The following is a 17,209-nucleotide window of genomic DNA, read 5'->3' as shown; positions in this document are numbered from 1 at the left end:
ATCATGAATTTCATCTCCGCGCACCCAGGGCCGGATGTCGCCACGTTGTTTGAAGCGCACGCGAGAGACACACCGGAAGCCGTGGCACTGCACTTCGAAGGCGGTGTGCTCAGTTACGACACGCTCAACCGGCGTGCGAACCGCCTGGCACGGCGGCTCCAGGCCTTGGGGGTAGGACCCGACCAGCCCGTGGGCATCCGTGTCGACCGCACACCGGAAACGCTGGTGGGATTGCTGGGCATCCTGAAGGCCGGTGGCGCCTATCTCCCGTTGGATCCCAGCCATCCCGTGGAGCGGCTCGCCGCGATGGTGGAGGACTCCGGGATGCGGGTCCTGGTCGGAGGACGTGAGGCGCTCCAGGGGCTGCGCTTCCAGGGACAGGTCGTCGCTGCTCCCACTTCGGATGAACCTCCAGAAGCGCTCGATGCCGTGAACGTGAAGGGTGGGGCGGGACCGGACTCGCTGGCGTATGTGCTCTACACGTCGGGCTCCACGGGGCGGCCCAAGGGTGTGTGCATCCCGCACCGGGGCGTGGCGCGGCTGGTGTTGGACGAAGGCTTCATGGGCTTCCGGCGCGAGGACCGCGTCCTTCAGGCCGCGTCGTATGCCTTCGATGCCTCGACGCTGGAGGTCTGGGGGGCGCTCCTGAATGGCGCGGCCTTGTGCCTGGTTTCACGGGAGACCCTGCTGTCGCCTCCGCTCCTCGCGGCGAAGCTCCGGCGCGATGCCATCTCCGTCGCGGTGCTGAGCACGTCGCTGTTCCATCAACTGGCCGCGGTCGTCCCGGACGCGTTCGGCACGCTCCGCGTCTTGATGGTGGGCGGTGACGTGCTGGACCCCAAGTGGGTGGCGCGGGTCATGGCGCAGGGAAAACCCCAGCGGCTGCTCAACAGCTATGGACCCACGGAGTGCACCACCTCCGCGACGGCGTATGAGCTCCACTCGCCTCCGGTACCGGGCGTGTCCATTCCCATCGGGAGGGCGCTCGCGCGGCTCCAGTTGCACGTCCTGGATGACGCGGGGGCACCGCTGTCCGTGGGCGAAGTGGGAGAGCTGTACCTGGGTGGGGAGGGGCTCGCGCGGGGCTACCTGAACCGGCCCGTGCTCACCGGCGAGCGGTTCCTTCCGGATCCGTTCAGCGACGTGCCCGGGGCGCGGATGTACCGGACGGGAGACCGGGTGCGGTGGCTCGAGGACGGCAACCTGGAGTTCCTGGGGCGCGTGGACCACCAGGTGAAGATTCGCGGTGCCCGGGTCGAGCTGGCGGAAATCGAAAGCGTCCTGCGCACCCACCCTCGGGTCGCTGACGCCGTGGTCCAGGTGCACGAGGCGTCTCCGGGCGACAAGCGGCTCGTCGCGTATGTCTCACGGCGTGGAGATGCGGCGCTGGAGGACGCGGAGCTGCGCGCGTATCTGGGCTCGAAGCTGCCGGACTTCATGCTCCCGCATGCGGTCATGGTGCTGGAGCGGATGCCGCTCAATCCCAGCGGCAAGGTGGATCGTCAGCAACTCCCAGCGCCACGCTTTGGCTCGGGAGAAGGTGAAACACCGAGCACGCCGCTGGAGCAGGCCATCGCGCGCGTCTGGTCGGAGGTCCTGGGGACGCAGCGGGCTGGAACGCGGGACCGCTTCATGGAGTCGGGCGGGGACTCGTTGCTCGCGATCCGCCTCATTGAACGGCTGGAGCAGGCGGTGTCGGTCCGCCTGCCCGTGCGGACGCTCTTCGACAGTCCGAACATCTCGGAGCTGGCGCGGTACGTGGAGACGGTACGGGGAGAGCGCCGGAGCCCTGTCCTGCCACCCGTCGTCACGGTGGACCGGACGCGGCCCCTGCCGCTATCCGACACCCAGCGGCAACTGTGGCTGCTGGCTCAGGTGGCGCCAGGAAGCGCCGTCTACAACGAGCCGTTCACGCTGTACCTGCCCGGCGACGTCCAGCCTGACGCGCTGGAGCGCGCGTTCCTGTCACTCATCGCCCGGCATGAAGTGCTGCGGACCACCTTCGGCTCGAATTCGGACGGTCCCTTCCAGCGGGTGCAGCCGGAGATGCCGTTCCGCCTGCGACGCGTGGACCTGCGCGCCGTTCCCGAAAGCCTGCGGAGCGCGAAGGCCTTGCAGCTGGCCACCCAGGAGGCGCGTGAGCCTTTCGACCTGGAGCACGGGCCGCTGCTGCGAGCGACGTGGATGCAGCTGAGCGCGGCGGAGAGTCGCCTCGCCCTGGTGATGCATCACCTCATCGTGGATGGGTTCACGATGGCGGTGTTCCTCCAGGAGCTGCACCGCTTCTATCTGGCGGAGGCACCTTCGCTGCCGCCCCTGCCGCTCCAGTACGGCGACGCCGCGGTCTGGCAGCAGGGGCCTCGCTATCAGGAGGCCATCGCGCCGCAGCTGGATTGGTGGAAGCATACGCTCGCGGGTGCACCGAATCTGGAGCTGCCCACGCAGCATCCCCGCCCACCGGTCCCGAGCTTCCGAGGGGCCAAGCACGTCGTGCGAATCCCCAGGGACCTCCTGGAGTCGGTGAAGGCGCTGGGGCGCGGTGAGGACGCCACGCTCTTCATGACGATGCTGTCGGCGTTCGGCGCGCTGCTGCACCGCTACTCCGGGGCGGAGGACCTCATTGTCGGAGGCGCTTTCTCCGGACGGAGCCGCGAGGAGTCGCAGGCCATCTCCGGCCACTTCGTGAACCTGCTGCCACTGCGGCTGCGCTTCTCCGAAGGGTTGAACGTCCGAGGGCTGCTGGCTCGGGTGCGCCGCGTCTGCCTGGAGGCGCTCGAACACCAGGACGCGCCGCTCCTGCGCATCGTGGAGGCGGTGAACCCGGCGCGCATCCCCGGCGCCAACCCGCTGTTCCAGGTGTCCTGCACGCTGGAGCCGCCCATCGCGGTGCCGGAGTCGGGTTGGCGGGTGGAGCCCCACGACGTCGACACCGGGACGTCGAAGCTGGACCTCTCCATCGAACTGGATGAGCGGCTGGATGGCATGTCCGTGCGGTGGGAGTACGCGCGGGACGTCTTCGAACCCTGGATGATCCACCAGCTGGGCGACCACTTCGTGACGCTGCTGCGCGAAGCCGTGCGGAATCCGGAGCAACCGGTCGCGACGTTGCCGCTGCTTTCGGAGGTGGAACAGACACGGTTGCTCGAATGGGCGCAGGGGCCCGTGGAGGCCGTGTCGCACGCGGAATGTCTGCACCATCCGTTCGAAGCGCAGGTGGAGCGCACGCCGGATGCGCCGGCCCTCGTCTTCCAGGGGCGAACCCTCAGCTACCGGGCGCTGAACACGGAGGCGAACAGGCTGGCCCATCACCTCCTGGCGCAAGGCATCGGGCCCGGAGACTTCGTGGGGGTGTGCCTCCAGCGCTCCTTTGAGTTGATCATCGCCATGCTGGCGACGCTGAAGGCGGGTGCGGCCTACGTGCCGCTGGATCCCGCGTATCCCAAAGCGCGGCTGGAGTTCACGGCACGGGACGCGGGACTGAAGCTCATCCTCGCGCAGGAGGCGACGCTCGCGCTCATGGATGGCGCGGGCGTCCAGGTGGTCGCACTGGCGCAGGTGCGCGGCGGGTCCGAGGAAACGCCACGACTCCCCGTCACCGGAGATGACCTTGCGTATGTCATCTACACGTCCGGTTCGACGGGGCAGCCGAAGGGCGTGCGCATCGGTCACCGGAGCGCGGTGCATCTGTCGGAGACCGTGGTCTCGGACTTCGGCTTCGCGCCGGGGCAGCGCGTGGCGCAGTGCTCCCGGTACGGCTTCGATTTCTCCGTCGCGGAGATCTTCCCGACGCTCTCCTCCGGCGCCACGTTGTACCTGCTGTCACAGTCGGACGTGGCCGCGGGTGAGGAGCTGGCGGACTTCCTGGCGGCCCAGCGCATCCACACCGCGATGTTCACGCCCTCGGCGCTGGGCTCCATGGCGTGGCGAGCGCTTCCGGACCTGAAGCTGCTCGTGATTGGAGGCGAGGAGCTTCCCGCGCGGCTCGTGGACACGTGGGCTCCGGGCCGCCGGTTCATCCAGGTGTATGGGCCCACCGAAGCCACGGTCTTCACGACGAGCACGGAGTGCGTGGCGGGCGAGGGGCCGTACTCCATCGGAACGCCGCTTCCCGGCTACGAGGTCCATCTGCTGGATGAAGCCCTGACGCCCGTCCCCGTGGGCGTGCGAGGCGCGCTCTACATCGGAGGCAAGGGGCTGGCGCAGGGCTACCTGAACAGGCCCGAACTGGACGCGGAGCGGTTCATTCCCCACCCGTTCAGCGCGGAGCCGGGAGCACGCCTCTACAAGAGCGGCGATGTCGCCAGCCATCGCCCGGACGGCAGCATCGAGTTCCACGGCCGCTCGGATCGCCAGCTCAAGCTGCGGGGTTTCCGCATCGAACTGGGCGAGATCGAGGCCGCGCTGCGCAAGCATCCCGACGTCCGGGACGCCGTGGTCGAACCCCGGCTGCTCGCGGGAGAGCGGCACCTCGTGGGCTACGTCATTCCCCGCGATGCCGCGGCGGCGTCACGGCTCCTGCTGCCCGCATTCAGGGACACGCTGGGCGAGACGCTTCCACCGCACATGGTCCCCCGGGAGCTGGTGCTGCTGGAGGCGTTCCCGCTGGGGCCTACGGAGAAGCTGGACCGCGACGCGCTGCCATTGCCTTCCGGCAAGTCCCAGGCTCCAGAAGCCCCCGCCTCCACGGAGCGCGAGAAGGCACTGGAGCGCATCTGGTGCCGGATTCTCGGCGTGGAACGCGTCGGCAGGCAGGAGGGCTTCTTCGACGCGGGTGGGAACTCGCTGCTGCTCGCGCGGGTCCAGGCCGCGCTGGCCTCGGAGCTGGGCATCCGCGTGAGCATGGCCACGCTGTTCCAATTCCCGACCCTCGAATCCCTCGCACGGCACCTGGACGCTGACACCCGCGAGCAGCCCGACCCGGTGACACCGGAGCCCGCGCGCGCTTCCGGCCCCATCGCCATCATCGGCACGGCCGGCCGGTTCCCGGGAGCGCCTGGCATCGATGCGCTGTGGACGCTGCTGGTGGAGGGCAGGGAGGGACTCTCCCGCTTCAGCCGGGAGACGTTGCTCGCCGCGGGCGAGGACCCCCAGCTCCTGGAGGACCCCGCCTACGTTCGTGCCTCCGGGCTGCTGGAGGACGTCGAGTCCTTCGACGCGGCGTTCTTCGGCTACAGCCCCCTGGACGCACGGCTGATGGATCCGCAGCTCCGCGTGTTCCTGGAGTGTGCCTGGGAGGCGCTTGAGGCAGCGGGCTACGACCCGAAGCGGCTGCCCGGCAAGGCGGGGCTGTTCGCGGGTTCGGGCGTGCCTCGCTACTGGTTGGACCAGGTGCTGCCGCGCTTCCGTTCCCTGTCCGTGGCCTCGGAGGCGTACCGGTCCATCCTGGGCAATCCGTGGCAGTTCCTCGCCACGGCGACGGCGTATCAACTGGGCCTGCGCGGGCCCGCGCTCACGGTGCAGACCGCCTGCTCCACGTCCCTGGTAGCAGTGCACCTGGCCTGCCAGAGCCTGCGCACGGGCGAATCCGACGTGGCCCTGGCGGGGGGCGTCTCCCTCTTCGCGTCCGGCCCGTCCGGCTACCTCCACGAACCCGGCGGCATCACGTCTCCGGACGGGCACTGCCGTCCCTTCGACGCGAAGGGGCAGGGCACGGTGCCCTCCAGCGGCGTGGGCATCGTGGTGCTCAAGCGACTGGAAGATGCGCTGCGGGATGGGGACACCATCCATGCCGTCATCCGGGGCTCGGCCATCAACAACGACGGAAACGCCAAGGTCGGCTTCACCGCTCCAGGCGTGGAAGGTCAGCGCGACGTCATCGTGCGAGCCCACGCCGACGCGGGCGTGGCTCCTTGTGACATCACCTACGTGGAGGCTCATGGCACGGCGACGCCGCTGGGAGATCCGCTGGAGGTCCAGGCGCTGCGGCTCGCCTTTGGTGCCCGTGAGGCGTCGGAGCCCGCGGTGGTGCTGGGGGCGCTCAAGAGCAACGTGGGGCACCTGGACTCGGCGGCCGGGGTGGCGGGGTTGATCAAGACGACGCTGGCGCTGGAGCACCGCTTCCTCCCGGGCACCGTCCACTTCGAGTACGCCCATCCGGATGCGGGCCTGGAGCGTTCTCCCTTCGTCGTGAGCCGGGAAGGACGGCCGTGGTCCGTGCCGGAAGGCTTCACGCGCATCGCGGGGGTCAGCGCGTTTGGCATTGGTGGGACGAACGCGCACGTCGTCCTCGAGGAGTCCCTCCCTGAACCCGCGGAGACCCTGAGCCCCACGGCGGAGGTGCTGGTGCTCTCCGCGCGGAGTGGAGAGGCACTGGGCGTGGCCTCGCGGCGGCTCGCGGATCACCTGGAGCGGAAGCCCGGGCAGTCCCTGGCGGACGTCGCGTACACGTTGCAGGAAGGGCGGACGGCGTTCGGATACCGGCGCGCCATCGCTTGTGAGACACCCGCGGAGGCCATCGAGAAGCTCCGGCGGGACGGCTCCGTGCAGCTCGCTTCGTCCCCACTCCCGGAGGTGTGCTTCCTGTTCCCGGGGACGGGCACGCAGGAAGCGGGCATGGGCGCGGAGTGGTACCGGCGCGCTCCGGCGTATCGCGAAGCCTTCGATGAATGCGCCGCGCACTTCGGTCGGGACCTGGAGCGCGAGCTTCGCGCAGTGCTGCTCACCAACGACGGTGGGCCGCATGCACAGGAAGCGCTTCGGGTGCCCTCGCTGGGCATGGCCGCCATCTTCACGACGGAGTACGCACTGTCGCGGCTGCTGGACGCCTGGGGCCTCCACCCGACCAGCCTCCTGGGCCACAGCCTGGGCGAATACGCCGCTGCCTGTCTCTCCGGCGTCCTGTCGCTGAAGCAGGCCGTGGCGCTGGTCGCGCTGCGCGGCCGTCTCTGCGACGCACTGCCGCCGTCCGGCATGCTGGCCGTGCCCCTATCGGAAGGCATGCTGGTGCAGGAGCTGCCATCCGGACTGTCCCTGGCCGCGGTCAACGGGCCCGGGCAGTGCGTGGTGTCCGGGGCGCTGGAGCCCCTGGAGGACTTCGCTGCGCGGCTGCGGGAGCGGGGCGTGAAGACGAAGCGGCTGCCGCTCGCGAGCGGGTTCCACTCCGAGCTCGTGGAGTCCGCGATGCAACCGCTCACGGACCTGGTCAGGTCGATGACCTCGAGGTCCCCTTCGATTCCCATGGTCTCCAACGTCACGGGCACCTGGCTGACCGAGGACGACGCGCACGACCCCACGTATTGGGCCCGCCACCTGCGACACACGGTCCGGTTCTCCTCGGGGTTGGAGCTGTTGCTGGAGGATCGCGAGCGGATCCTCGTGGAAGTGGGACCGGGACAGACGCTCTCCGCGTTGGCGCTGCTGAACCCCCGGGTGGGGCGGGAGCGGCTCGTGCTGCATACGCTCGGCGTGCCCACGGGGCGGCGTCACCCGCCGGAGAGTGATGAACAGGCCCTGCTCCATGCCGTGGGCCAGCTCTGGTCCGCGGGCTTCCCGGTGGATTGGAGCAAGGTGCGCGCAAGCGGACCGCGCAGGCGCCTCGTGCTGCCCACGTATCCCTTCGAGCGCAAGCGGTACTCGCTGGCGGAGAAGGCGCCACGGGTCCCGCAGCCTGAAGTCACGAAGGTGCCCCCGTCGCTCAGCCGTGAAGAGGTGCGGGCGTCCATGGAAGCCCTCTGGAAGGAGCTGCTCGGCGTGGACACGCTGACGCCGGACAGCCACTTCTTCGACCTGGGAGGCACATCCCTCCTGGTCGTGCAGCTCAACCGCGAGCTCAAGTCGAGGCTGTCGATCAGCTTGTCGCTGCACGCGGTGCTGGAACACCCGACCCTGGGCGCGTGGGTGCGCGCGGTCCAGGACGAACTGGAGCGCACGGGACGGCCGCTCCTCAAGCATGCGCCGCTGCGGATGGTGCTCCAGGAGGGACGGCGCGGACGGGCGCCGTTCTTCCTGGTGCAGCCCATTGGAGGCACCGTCTACACGTACCTGCCGCTGGCGAAGCGGCTGGGCGCGGACACGCCGGTGCACGCGTTCCGTGCATCGGGACTGGAGCCCGGCGAGGTGCTCTACCGCGACGTGCCGGCGATGGCGCGCGTGTACGTGGACGAACTGCTGGCCTTCCAGCCCCAGGGGCCCTTCTGGCTGGGTGGCCACTCCTCGGGTGGCGTCATCGCGTACGAGATGGCGGCCGTCCTGCTGGAGCGCGGCCACGCCGTGGCGGGCGTCATCCAGATCGACACGGTGACGGTGGACGACTCGCGCAGGCTGGGGGTCCGGAGCGTAGGGGACGTGCTCCGGCTCATCGACGCGTTCCGGGAGATCTCCCCGCGCGCGGCGGAAGGACTGCGGACGGCGATGGCGCTCGACACGCGGCTGCGCGACGTGGTGCTCGCGACCAACGAGGCCATCGCGGCGTACGCGCCGGGCCGTCACCCGGTGCCGCTCGTCTACCTGCGGGCCACGGAGCGGGACGCCGTGCTGGATGTGCACGCGACGGCCTGGTGGAAGGCGCTGACGACCGCTTCGTTCCAGACCCACGACGTGGATGGCAACCACTTCACCGTCATGGAGGAGCCCTTCGTGGCGGAGGTGGCGCGGATCATCCAGGGCCACCTGAGAGAGGGAAGGGGCGACGAAGGCGATGAACGCGACGCGGGATGAGTGGAAGACGGAGCTCTCACGGCGTTTCACCGCGTTCGTGGACGCCTACGAACGCGGGAGCCTGGAGGCGCTGTCCCAGGTGTTCTGGCACGACGACGACATCGTGGTCATGGGCACGCACGCCAACCTCCACTTCATCGGCTGGGCGCAGGTGGAGCACTCCTTCCGCGCCCAGTTCGGGAGCCTGCGCGACCTCCGCGTGACGCTGCGCTCGGAGCTGCTCTGGCACGGCGGTGCACCGCCCTCCACCATGGCGTGCCTCACGGTGCCCGCGATGGACATCTCCCTGGTGGCGGGTGGCAGGCCCGTCACCTTCGAGGGGATTCGCATGACCAGCGCCTTCGAGCGCCGGGGCACCGAATGGCGGATGGTCCAGCTGCACTGGTCGCTTCCGCGCACGGAGGTGCTGGTGGACCACAGGGACCGCTGATCACCCCGGAGGCAGGGGCGAGCGGCGCGGCGTGCCCAGCAGCTCCAGCGTGCGCAACGCCACGTCCGCCAGCGTGGACGTGCACGGCATGCAGCCTCCGCCGCAGCACGGAGGCCAGTCGCCCTCCGGGTCCCGCAGCAGCGGATACACGCAGCCCCGCAGGGACTGGGGCAGTCCCGCGTCGTCGCACGCCTGACGCAACGCTGCCTGCACGGTGGCATCCTTCACGTCCATCGCTTCAGCTTCCTAACCGACACCCCGAAGGAAGGCAGCCCGTGCGCACGGCATCGTCCCACCGGTGGTTGCCCCGCCGCGCCTTCGCGGTGCTCCTGGCGTGCCTTGCCTGCGCATGCTCGGGGACGGGCCGTCCCTCCCTCACGCCAGCGGACGACCCCACGGTGCGCCTCATGGACACCTTGCGTGCGCACGCCCGCGGCAGGGCTCCCGTCTGCGCTCCGGATGCCCGGCTGCTTCAGCCCGGAGGCGGCATCGACCTGGAGCGCCTCCGCGCCGCCGGCCACCCGGTCATCGTCTGGACCGTGAACGACCTGCCCACGATGCAGGCCCTGCTCCAGCGCGGCGTGGACGGCATCATCAGCGACCGGCCGGATCTCCTCACCCTGGCGGTGCGCGACTTCGATGCCAACGGAGACGGCACCCCCGGAGACCTGCTGGACGAGGGCGGGCTCATCGACCCGAAGCGCTTCGATGCGCAGGGCCACCGGGGCGCGCGGAACCTGCGGCCGGAGAACACGCTGCCCGCCTTCGAGGCCGCGCTCGACCACCGGGTGACCACGCTGGAGCTGGATACCGTCCTCACCGCCGACGGCGTCCCCGTGCTCTCCCACGACCCGGACCTGTCCCCAACGAAGTGCCGGCACGTGGATGGAAGCCCGCTGCCCGCTCCCGTCCCCATCGCGACCCTCACCGTCGCGAAGCTCCAGGACACCTTCGTCTGCGACCGGCTCCTCTCGGACCGTCCGGAGCAGACGAACGACCGCGCCCGCTCGCCCGAAGCCGTCGCGTTCGCCGCCCGCGCCGGACTCCCGGACCCCTACACCGTCCCCACCCTGCGTCAGGTGTTCGCCTTCGCGGCGGACCAGGCGGACGCCACGCACGAAGCCCGCGACCCGCTCCGCGCCCGGAACGCCCGCCGCGTCCGCTTCAATGTGGAACTCAAACGGACGTCCCGGAAGACAGACATCGCGCCGGCCCACGGCGACGCGGTCGCTCAAGTCATCAATGAATCAGGGCTCGCCCAGAGGGCGGACGTGCAGTCCTTCGACCTGCGCGCCGTGCGCTCCTTCCAGGAACGTCACCCGGAGTCGCGCGCTGTTCTCCTCCTGGAAAGCCCTCCCACCCGCGCGGATGTGAAGACGGTCGAGTAGCCAGACGGTCCACGTCCCGGTTGGGGAATCAAGGATTTAGTCAGGCGACGAATCGACTTGCGCAAAATCGTTAGGGGCCTTACTAGACGCTCCGTCTTGGCTCCTCCCCGTCCCAGAAACGCCACGCCGATGAAGCTCGTGCCCCGGTACGAGCGGCTGAAGCAGATGGCCAAACGGTTTCCCGCGCTCGACCCGAGCGCCATCGAGACCTGCCTGACGATGCTCCGCCTCTCCAATGAGTTGACCGAGGCCTACGAAGCGCACTTCGCGCGGCATGGCGTTTCGCACGGGCGCTTCGTCGTGCTGGTGCAGCTCTTCGCGGCGGAGGACGCGGGGGACACCCTGCGTCCCGCGGAACTCGCGGAGCTGTCGCGGTGCAGCCGCGCGACCATCACGGGGCTCTTGGACACGCTGGAGAAGGACGGCTTCATCTCCCGCACGGACCACCCCGAGGACCGGCGCATGTACTCCGTGCACCTCACCTCGAAGGGCCGCGAGTTCATCCAGGGCATGTTGCCCGACCACTACCGCCGCATCGCCGCGCTCATGGCTCCCTTGAGCCTGGATGAGCGGGACACGCTCCGCGACCTGCTCGCCAAGGTGTCCTCCGGCATCCCCGCCCTGCGGGATCCCTGATCCCGCTTCCCACACCCCTTCTTCAACAACAGCCGTACCGAGCAACAACCATGACGACCCGTACCGCCCCTTCACTGGAAGCCGCTCCCTCCACCGAAGCCCCCGTCGCCGCGAAGCCCGCGAAGCGCTCCCGCGCCAAGCAGGTGCTGCCCATCCTCGTGGGCGTGGCGGTGCTGGGCGCGGGCGCGCGCTTCCTCCTCACCCACGGCCACGAGTCCACCGACGACGCGCAGGTCGAAGGCCGCATCGCCAACGTGTCGCCGCGCGTGGCCGGTCAGGTGGCCCGCGTGCTGGTGCATGACAACCAGGCGGTGAAGGCCGGCGACGTGGTGGTGGAGCTGGACCACGCGGACCTGGACGCCCGCCAGGAGGTCGCTCGCGCGGACGTGATGAGCGCCGAGGCCCAGCTGTCCAACGCCCAGGCGCAGCTCACCCTCACGGAGGCCAACGCGGGCGCCAACCTGCGTCAGGCCCGCGCCGGTATCACCCAGGCCTCCAGCGGCATCAGCTCCTCCAAGGCCGCGCTGGAGCAGGCCCGCGCGGACGTGGCCTCCTCCGAAGCGCGCTTCAAGCTGGCGGAGACGGACCTGGGCCGCGTGAAGCAGCTGCGCGAACAGGGCGCGCTGTCCCAGTCCGACCTGGACACCCGGCAGGCCGCGTATGACACGGCCAAGGCCGCGTTGGACCAGTCCCGCGCGCGCCTGACCTCCACCGAGGCGGGCATCCAGAGCTCCTCCGGTGGCCTGGAGGCCGCGCAGGGCAAGCTCACCGCCGCGGAGACCGCGCCGGTGCAGGTGCAGGCCGCGCAGGCCGCGCTGAAGCTCGCCGAGGCCCGCCTCAAGCAGACCCGCGCCGCGCTGACGCTCGCGGAGCTCAACGTGTCCTACGCGCAGGTGCGCGCCCCGGTGGACGGCGTGGTCAGCCGCCGCACCGTGGAGGTGGGGCAGATGGTGGGCCCGGAGCGCCCGCTGATGGCCGTCGTCCCGCAGAACGACATCTGGGTCGTCGCCAACTTCAAGGAGGACCAGGTCGGTGAGATGCGCGCGGGCCAGCCGGTGGAGCTGAAGGTGGACGCCTTCGGCGGCCACGCGTTCAAGGGCCACGTGGACAGCCTCGCGGGCGCCAGCGGCGCGCGCTTCGCCCTGCTGCCTCCCGACAACGCGTCCGGCAACTTCGTGAAGGTCGTGCAGCGCATCCCCGTGCTCATCCGCTTCGACGGTGACCTGAAGGAACTGCCCATCAAGCCGGGCATGAGCGCCTACGTCACCGTGGACACGGGCGCGGAAGCCGCGCCGCAGAAGACCGCGGCGGTGGATACCCGGAAGGCGGAGTAACCCCCGTGGACGCACGCCGCGACGTCATCCAAGGTTCCAAGGCGGGCATCACCATCGCGGCCATGGCCGCGGCGCTGATGTCCGTGCTGGACATCTCCATCGTCAACGTGGCCCTGAGCGACATCCGCGCGAGCTTCGGCACGCCGTTGGATCAGATCGCCTGGGTGTCCACGGGCTACATGATGGCCAACGTGGTGGTCATCCCGATGACGGGCTGGCTGCAGCGCCGCTTCGGCTACCGGAAGTACTTCACGTTCTCCATCATCCTCTTCACGGTGGCCAGCGTGCTGTGCGGCCTGTCGTGGAACCTGCCCTCGCTGGTGGCCTTCCGCATCCTCCAGGGCATGGGCGGCGGCGCCATCATCCCCACGTCCCAGGCCATCCTCTTCGCCCGCTACCCGCGCGAGGAGCACGGCATGGCGGGCGCCCTCTTCGGCCTGGGCGCCGTGACGGGCCCGCTCCTGGGGCCCACCGTCGGTGGCCTCCTCATCGAGGCGGCGAGCTGGCACTGGATCTTCCTCATCAACGTGCCGGTGGGCCTCTTCGCCGCGTACATGGCGTGGCGCTACATCGAACAGCCCCACTTCGAACCGTCCATGGAGAAGGTGGACAGGAACGGCATCGCGCTGCTCGCCGTGGGCATGGCGTGCCTCCAGTACGTGCTGGAGGAGGGCAACCGCGAGGACTGGTTCGACAGCCGGTTGATTACCCTGCTGGCGGTCATCGCGGGCATCGCGCTCGTCACCTTCGTCGTCCACGAGCTGGAGACACCCAGTCCCGTGGTGGACCTGAGGGTGTTCGCCAACCGCTCTTACTCCGCGGCCACGGGGGTGAACTTCCTCGTGGGCACGGCGCTGTTCTCCGGCTCGTTCCTCTTCAGCCTCTTCTGCGGCTCCGTGATGCGCTACGAGGCGTTGGACATCGGGCTCATCTTCCTCAAGGGCAGCGCCATCCAGATTCTGCTGATGCCGCTCATCGGCAAGTTCGGTGGCAAGGTGGATGGCCGGTTCCTCATCGGCTTCGGCATCCTGGGCATGAGCTTCTCGCTGTGGACCAACGGCCACCTGGCCACGCGGGTGGATGAAATCACCCTCATCACGCCGGTGTTCATCCGCGCCTGCTCGCTGGGCTTCATCTTCGTGCCGCTGTCGGTGATGGCGCTCAGCAACCTGCGTCCAGAGCAGCGAGGCAACGCGTCGGGCCTCTTCAACCTGACCCGCGAGCTGGGTGGCTCCATCGGCACCGCGTGGATGAGCAGCGCGCTCAGCCGCTCCACCCAGGCCAACGTCACCGCCATCACCTCGCACGTGGACGTCTACGGGCAGGTGGCGCAGGAGCAGGTCTCCCAGATGACGGGGGCCATGGCCGCGAGGGGCGTGCTGAACCCCACGGGCGCCGCCTACGGCCTCTTGGGCCAACGCATCAACGCGCAGGCGCTGGTGCGGGCCTTCAACACGAACTTCCTCATCCTCGCCGTGCTGTTCGTCTGCGCGTTGGTCCTGGTGGCCATGCTCCAGAAGGCGGACCCCACCGTGAAGGTGGAAGGCGCGCACTGACGCGCGGGCCGCCGTGAAGAACAAAGCGCGGGTCCCCGGTGAGTTGGGGGCCCGCGCTTCTTCATTTCAGGAGGGGCAGGGGACGACTACCGGCGCCACTTCTGCGCGCTGGTGCCGTTGCACTCCCAGAGCTGCAGCGGGGTGCCGCTGGCGGAGTTGCCGCTGGTCACGTCCACGCACTTGTTGGCCTGGGGGTTCACCAGGTCACCGGCGCCGGAGAGGACGAACTGCTGCGCCGGGTTGCCGGAGCAGGTGACCAGCTGGATGGCCGTGCCGTTGGCGCTGGAGCCCCAGGCCACGTCCATGCACTTGCCGAAGGCGCGCACGGTGCCGTCCGACATGAAGGTCCACTTCTGCGCGTTGGTGCCGTTGCAGTCCCACAGCTGCAGGCGAGTGCCGTCGGCCGTGTTGGAGTTCGGCACGTCGATGCACTTGTTCGCCAGGCCGATGATGGGCCCGCCCGAGCCGCCGCTGCCGGACGTGGTGAGCGACAGGCCGTAGACGCCCAGGATGGGGTTGAGCGGCTGGAAGAAGGTGTTGCCACCCGTGGTGCAGTTGCCGGAGCCGCCGGACGTCACGCCCTGCGCCTGGTTGCCGGACAGCCACGAGCCGCCGGAGTCACCACCCTCCGCGCACGCGTTCGTCTGCGTGAGGCCGTACACCGGGCCCACGTTGTAGTTCACCGTGACGTTCTTCTGCTGGATGACGCCACAGCGCCAGCCGGTGGTGGAGCCCGAGCGACAGATGGACGCGTTGATGCCCGCCTCCTGCGACCCGTACACCAGCACGTTGCCGCCCGCGTAGTTGTTCACCCACGGCTGCGACACCCAGGAGCCGTTGGTGCGCACCCACGCGTAGTCGTTGCCGGGGAAGGTGGACGCCACCACCGTGCCCTGCGCCACGCCGCTGCCGCTGGTGGTCGTGCCCGCGCCGCCACAGTGGCCCGCCGTCACGAAGCCGCCCGCCACCGGGAAGCCGATGGAGCAGCGCGCGTTGCCCGGGTAGTACGCGTCACCGCCGCGCAGGTCGTACAGCGGCTGGATCTCCTCGCGCGACGCAACCACGCGCACCGCGTCGTGCTTCACGCCCGCCTTCGCCAGGAAGTCCGTGCCGCCCGTCAGCGCGGAGTCCTGCGCCAGCACCACCACGCTGTTCGTCATCACGTCCACGTACCAGGCGTGCACGGTGCGGCCCGCCGTCCGCGCATGGCTGTCCAGCTGGGCCTTCACCGCGTCCAGCGCCGCCTGCGTGTACTTCACCTTCTGGGGCACCGCCCCCGCGCGGCGGACCGCGTCCGCGTCCGCGTCCGTCGTGACGCCCACCACCAGCGCGCTGCCGTCCGCGTTCATCCACGCGCCGCCAAAGCGCTCGCCCAGCTCCGCGCGCAGCGAACCTTCCACGCGCACCGCCGCCGCCTCCGACGCCAGCCGCCGCTTCACGCCGTCCGCCGTCAGGCCCAGGTCCCGCTGCATCGCGGAGAGGATGTCCGGCGACACGTCGTGCGCCAGCGCCGCTTCCGCCTGGGAAGGAGCCGCCAGCGCCAGCGAGGGGATGACGCTCAACGTGGCACCGGCGAACAGCGCCGTCGCGGTGGAGAACAGACCGAAGGTCCGCTTCATCGGGTCCTGCCTTTCGTGCTGCGGGGAAGCCCGAAGCGAAACCCGACTGAGCCGCGAAGGTCAAGCAATTCAAGAATTACTTAAATTCTCTGACATTGTTGCGTTGGCGAAGAAAGTCTCGTGAAACAAGAAGGCCCGGTGCGTCACGAGGACACACCGGGCCATGGAACTTGCTTCGGTGACGGGCGGAAGTCAGCGCTTCGCGCGCCGGGCCAGCGCGCGGGCGGGGGCCCGGCGGCGGCGCAGCGTGGCGGCGCCCAGCAGCAGCAGGGCGGCGGCGAAGGGCAGGGTGCCGGACGTGCCGGACGCGCTGCAGCCTCCCGCCACGCCTTCGGACGCGTCCGGCAGGCCATTGGGGTTGTTGGACACGGTCGTGGTGGGGACGGTGGGGATCTGCCCGCCCACGGTGGGCAGCGGGGTGGTGGGCACTTCCGGCGTGCTCGTCGCCGGGGTCTCCGCCACCGGGGGCGTGGTGGTGTCACCCGGGGGAATGGTCGTGTCGTCCGGCACCGGAGTGGGCGCGGGCGTCTCCTCCACCGGCGCGGGCGCGGGCGGCATCACGTCCTCGAGCGTCGAGGCGATGGTGAAGCCGTCGTGGTAGATGCTGCCTTCGGGCTTGATGGCGTCGTCGCGGTACAGACCCATCTTCAGGTAGTTCAGCTCCTTGCCGAACTGGTTGGCGCCGTAGGTCTTCGGCAGCACGTGCTGGCCGTTGTGCCACAGCTCCACGAAGCCGGCCTTCTTGTCCGAAGACCACTTCACGTGCAGCACGAAGTCGTGCCAGTTGCCCTTGTCGATGGACGTCTGCCACAGCACGGGCGTGGTGTTGCCGCCCACGCGCAGGTTGATCTTGTCCCCGCGCACGAAGAACTCCAGCGGCGGCGAGCCACAGCAGCTCTCCTGGTGCCACTGCGTGATGACCTGCCACGAGTCATGCACGGGGTAGTTCGACGGGAAGAGCGTGCTCCACTTGTAGTAGTACTCCTTCCCCTGCGTCTCGTGGGTCAGGTACAGCAGTTCGTTGCGGTTGCCGCTGGCGTTGATGGGATCATCGCCCTGCTTCACCGTGGCCTTGAGGGCGTACCTGCCGTCACGCACCACATCTGTCACGACCTGCAAGCGGCTGTTGGCAACGGCCTGCTGGCGCGTCCACTGGGACGTGTTGCCGGTCTCGAAGTCGCCCTTCCAGATGACGCCAGCGAAAGACAGGGCGGGCATCAGGGAGGCCGCGGCAACGAGCTGAAGGAGTCGCTTCAAACAGGGGTCCTTTCGGTCCGGGTTGGGCCACGAGGACACGTGGCGGGGAAAAAGCCTTCCCGCCCCGTCCCGCCTGCCAACCCCCTGCCGGACGCGCGCCTGGCGGGACGTCTGCTGGGATTGAAAGCAGACAGGGCCCTGCCGCCCGTCACTTCCCCAGGCATGCCGAAGCGCGTGATTCCGGGAGGATGCGGGCACTCAAACCATCGGTTGAGAGCAGCCGTGCAGGCGGGCCCCCGGGCGTCATTCCCCCAACAGCCTGACGGCCCGGCGCCCCGTCTCCCTCTCGCATCGAACGTGGGAAGTGGGGCCTTTTTTCAAGATCGGCGGACCA

Annotated in this window: 9 protein-coding genes; 6 read left to right on the top strand and 3 right to left on the bottom strand. The window is 69.5% G+C overall.

The features are described 5' to 3' along the window. Positions 1 to 3: 3 nt before the first annotated feature. Together D7X32_RS03465 and D7X32_RS03460 are read left to right on the top strand one after the other, a co-directional pair. Positions 4 to 8,655 (top strand): non-ribosomal peptide synthetase/type I polyketide synthase, encoded by an 8,652-nt coding sequence (locus D7X32_RS03465; protein WP_120601057.1) that lies wholly within the window; start codon positions 4 to 6, stop codon positions 8,653 to 8,655. After that, positions 8,636 to 9,085: a nuclear transport factor 2 family protein gene (locus D7X32_RS03460; RefSeq protein ID WP_120601056.1), complete on the top strand. Its 450-nt coding sequence runs from the start codon at positions 8,636 to 8,638 to the stop codon at positions 9,083 to 9,085. Before D7X32_RS03465 ends, D7X32_RS03460 begins: the two co-directional genes overlap by 20 nt. Here D7X32_RS03460 and D7X32_RS03455 read toward each other — a convergent pair whose 3' ends face one another. After that, positions 9,086 to 9,319, bottom strand: a complete 234-nt coding sequence (locus D7X32_RS03455; protein WP_120525056.1) for a hypothetical protein — start codon at positions 9,317 to 9,319, stop codon at positions 9,086 to 9,088. It abuts the gene before it with no gap. A 41-nt stretch (positions 9,320 to 9,360) separates the two neighbouring features. Between D7X32_RS03455 and D7X32_RS03450 the strand changes: the two genes are divergently transcribed. From D7X32_RS03450 to D7X32_RS03435, 4 genes are all read left to right on the top strand, one after another. Continuing rightward, positions 9,361 to 10,473 (top strand): glycerophosphodiester phosphodiesterase family protein, encoded by a 1,113-nt coding sequence (locus D7X32_RS03450; RefSeq protein ID WP_120601055.1) that lies wholly within the window; start codon positions 9,361 to 9,363, stop codon positions 10,471 to 10,473. Between the two features lie 129 nt (positions 10,474 to 10,602). Continuing rightward, positions 10,603 to 11,109 (top strand): MarR family winged helix-turn-helix transcriptional regulator, encoded by a 507-nt coding sequence (locus D7X32_RS03445; RefSeq protein ID WP_120601054.1) that lies wholly within the window; start codon positions 10,603 to 10,605, stop codon positions 11,107 to 11,109. Between the two features lie 50 nt (positions 11,110 to 11,159). Continuing rightward, positions 11,160 to 12,443: an HlyD family secretion protein gene (locus D7X32_RS03440; protein ID WP_120601053.1), complete on the top strand. Its 1,284-nt coding sequence runs from the start codon at positions 11,160 to 11,162 to the stop codon at positions 12,441 to 12,443. 5 nt (positions 12,444 to 12,448) lie between these two features. After that, entirely contained in the window at positions 12,449 to 13,999 is a 1,551-nt protein-coding gene (locus D7X32_RS03435) for a DHA2 family efflux MFS transporter permease subunit (RefSeq protein WP_244238825.1), read from the top strand. Between the two features lie 86 nt (positions 14,000 to 14,085). Here the strand turns inward: D7X32_RS03435 and D7X32_RS03430 are convergent, their stop codons facing one another. Next, positions 14,086 to 15,618 (bottom strand): ricin-type beta-trefoil lectin domain protein, encoded by a 1,533-nt coding sequence (locus D7X32_RS03430; protein WP_120601052.1) that lies wholly within the window; start codon positions 15,616 to 15,618, stop codon positions 14,086 to 14,088. Between the two features lie 192 nt (positions 15,619 to 15,810). Continuing rightward, a complete protein-coding gene (locus D7X32_RS03425) occupies positions 15,811 to 16,875 on the bottom strand; it encodes a polysaccharide lyase family 20 protein (RefSeq protein ID WP_120601051.1) in 1,065 nt (354 codons plus the stop codon). Positions 16,876 to 17,209 lie beyond the last annotated feature (334 nt).

The sequence above is a fragment of the Corallococcus carmarthensis genome, assembly GCF_003611695.1.
GTDB lineage: Bacteria > Myxococcota > Myxococcia > Myxococcales > Myxococcaceae > Corallococcus > Corallococcus carmarthensis.
Note: the sequence above shows the minus strand (reverse complement) of the source record. Positions and strands in the feature narration are given on the sequence as shown.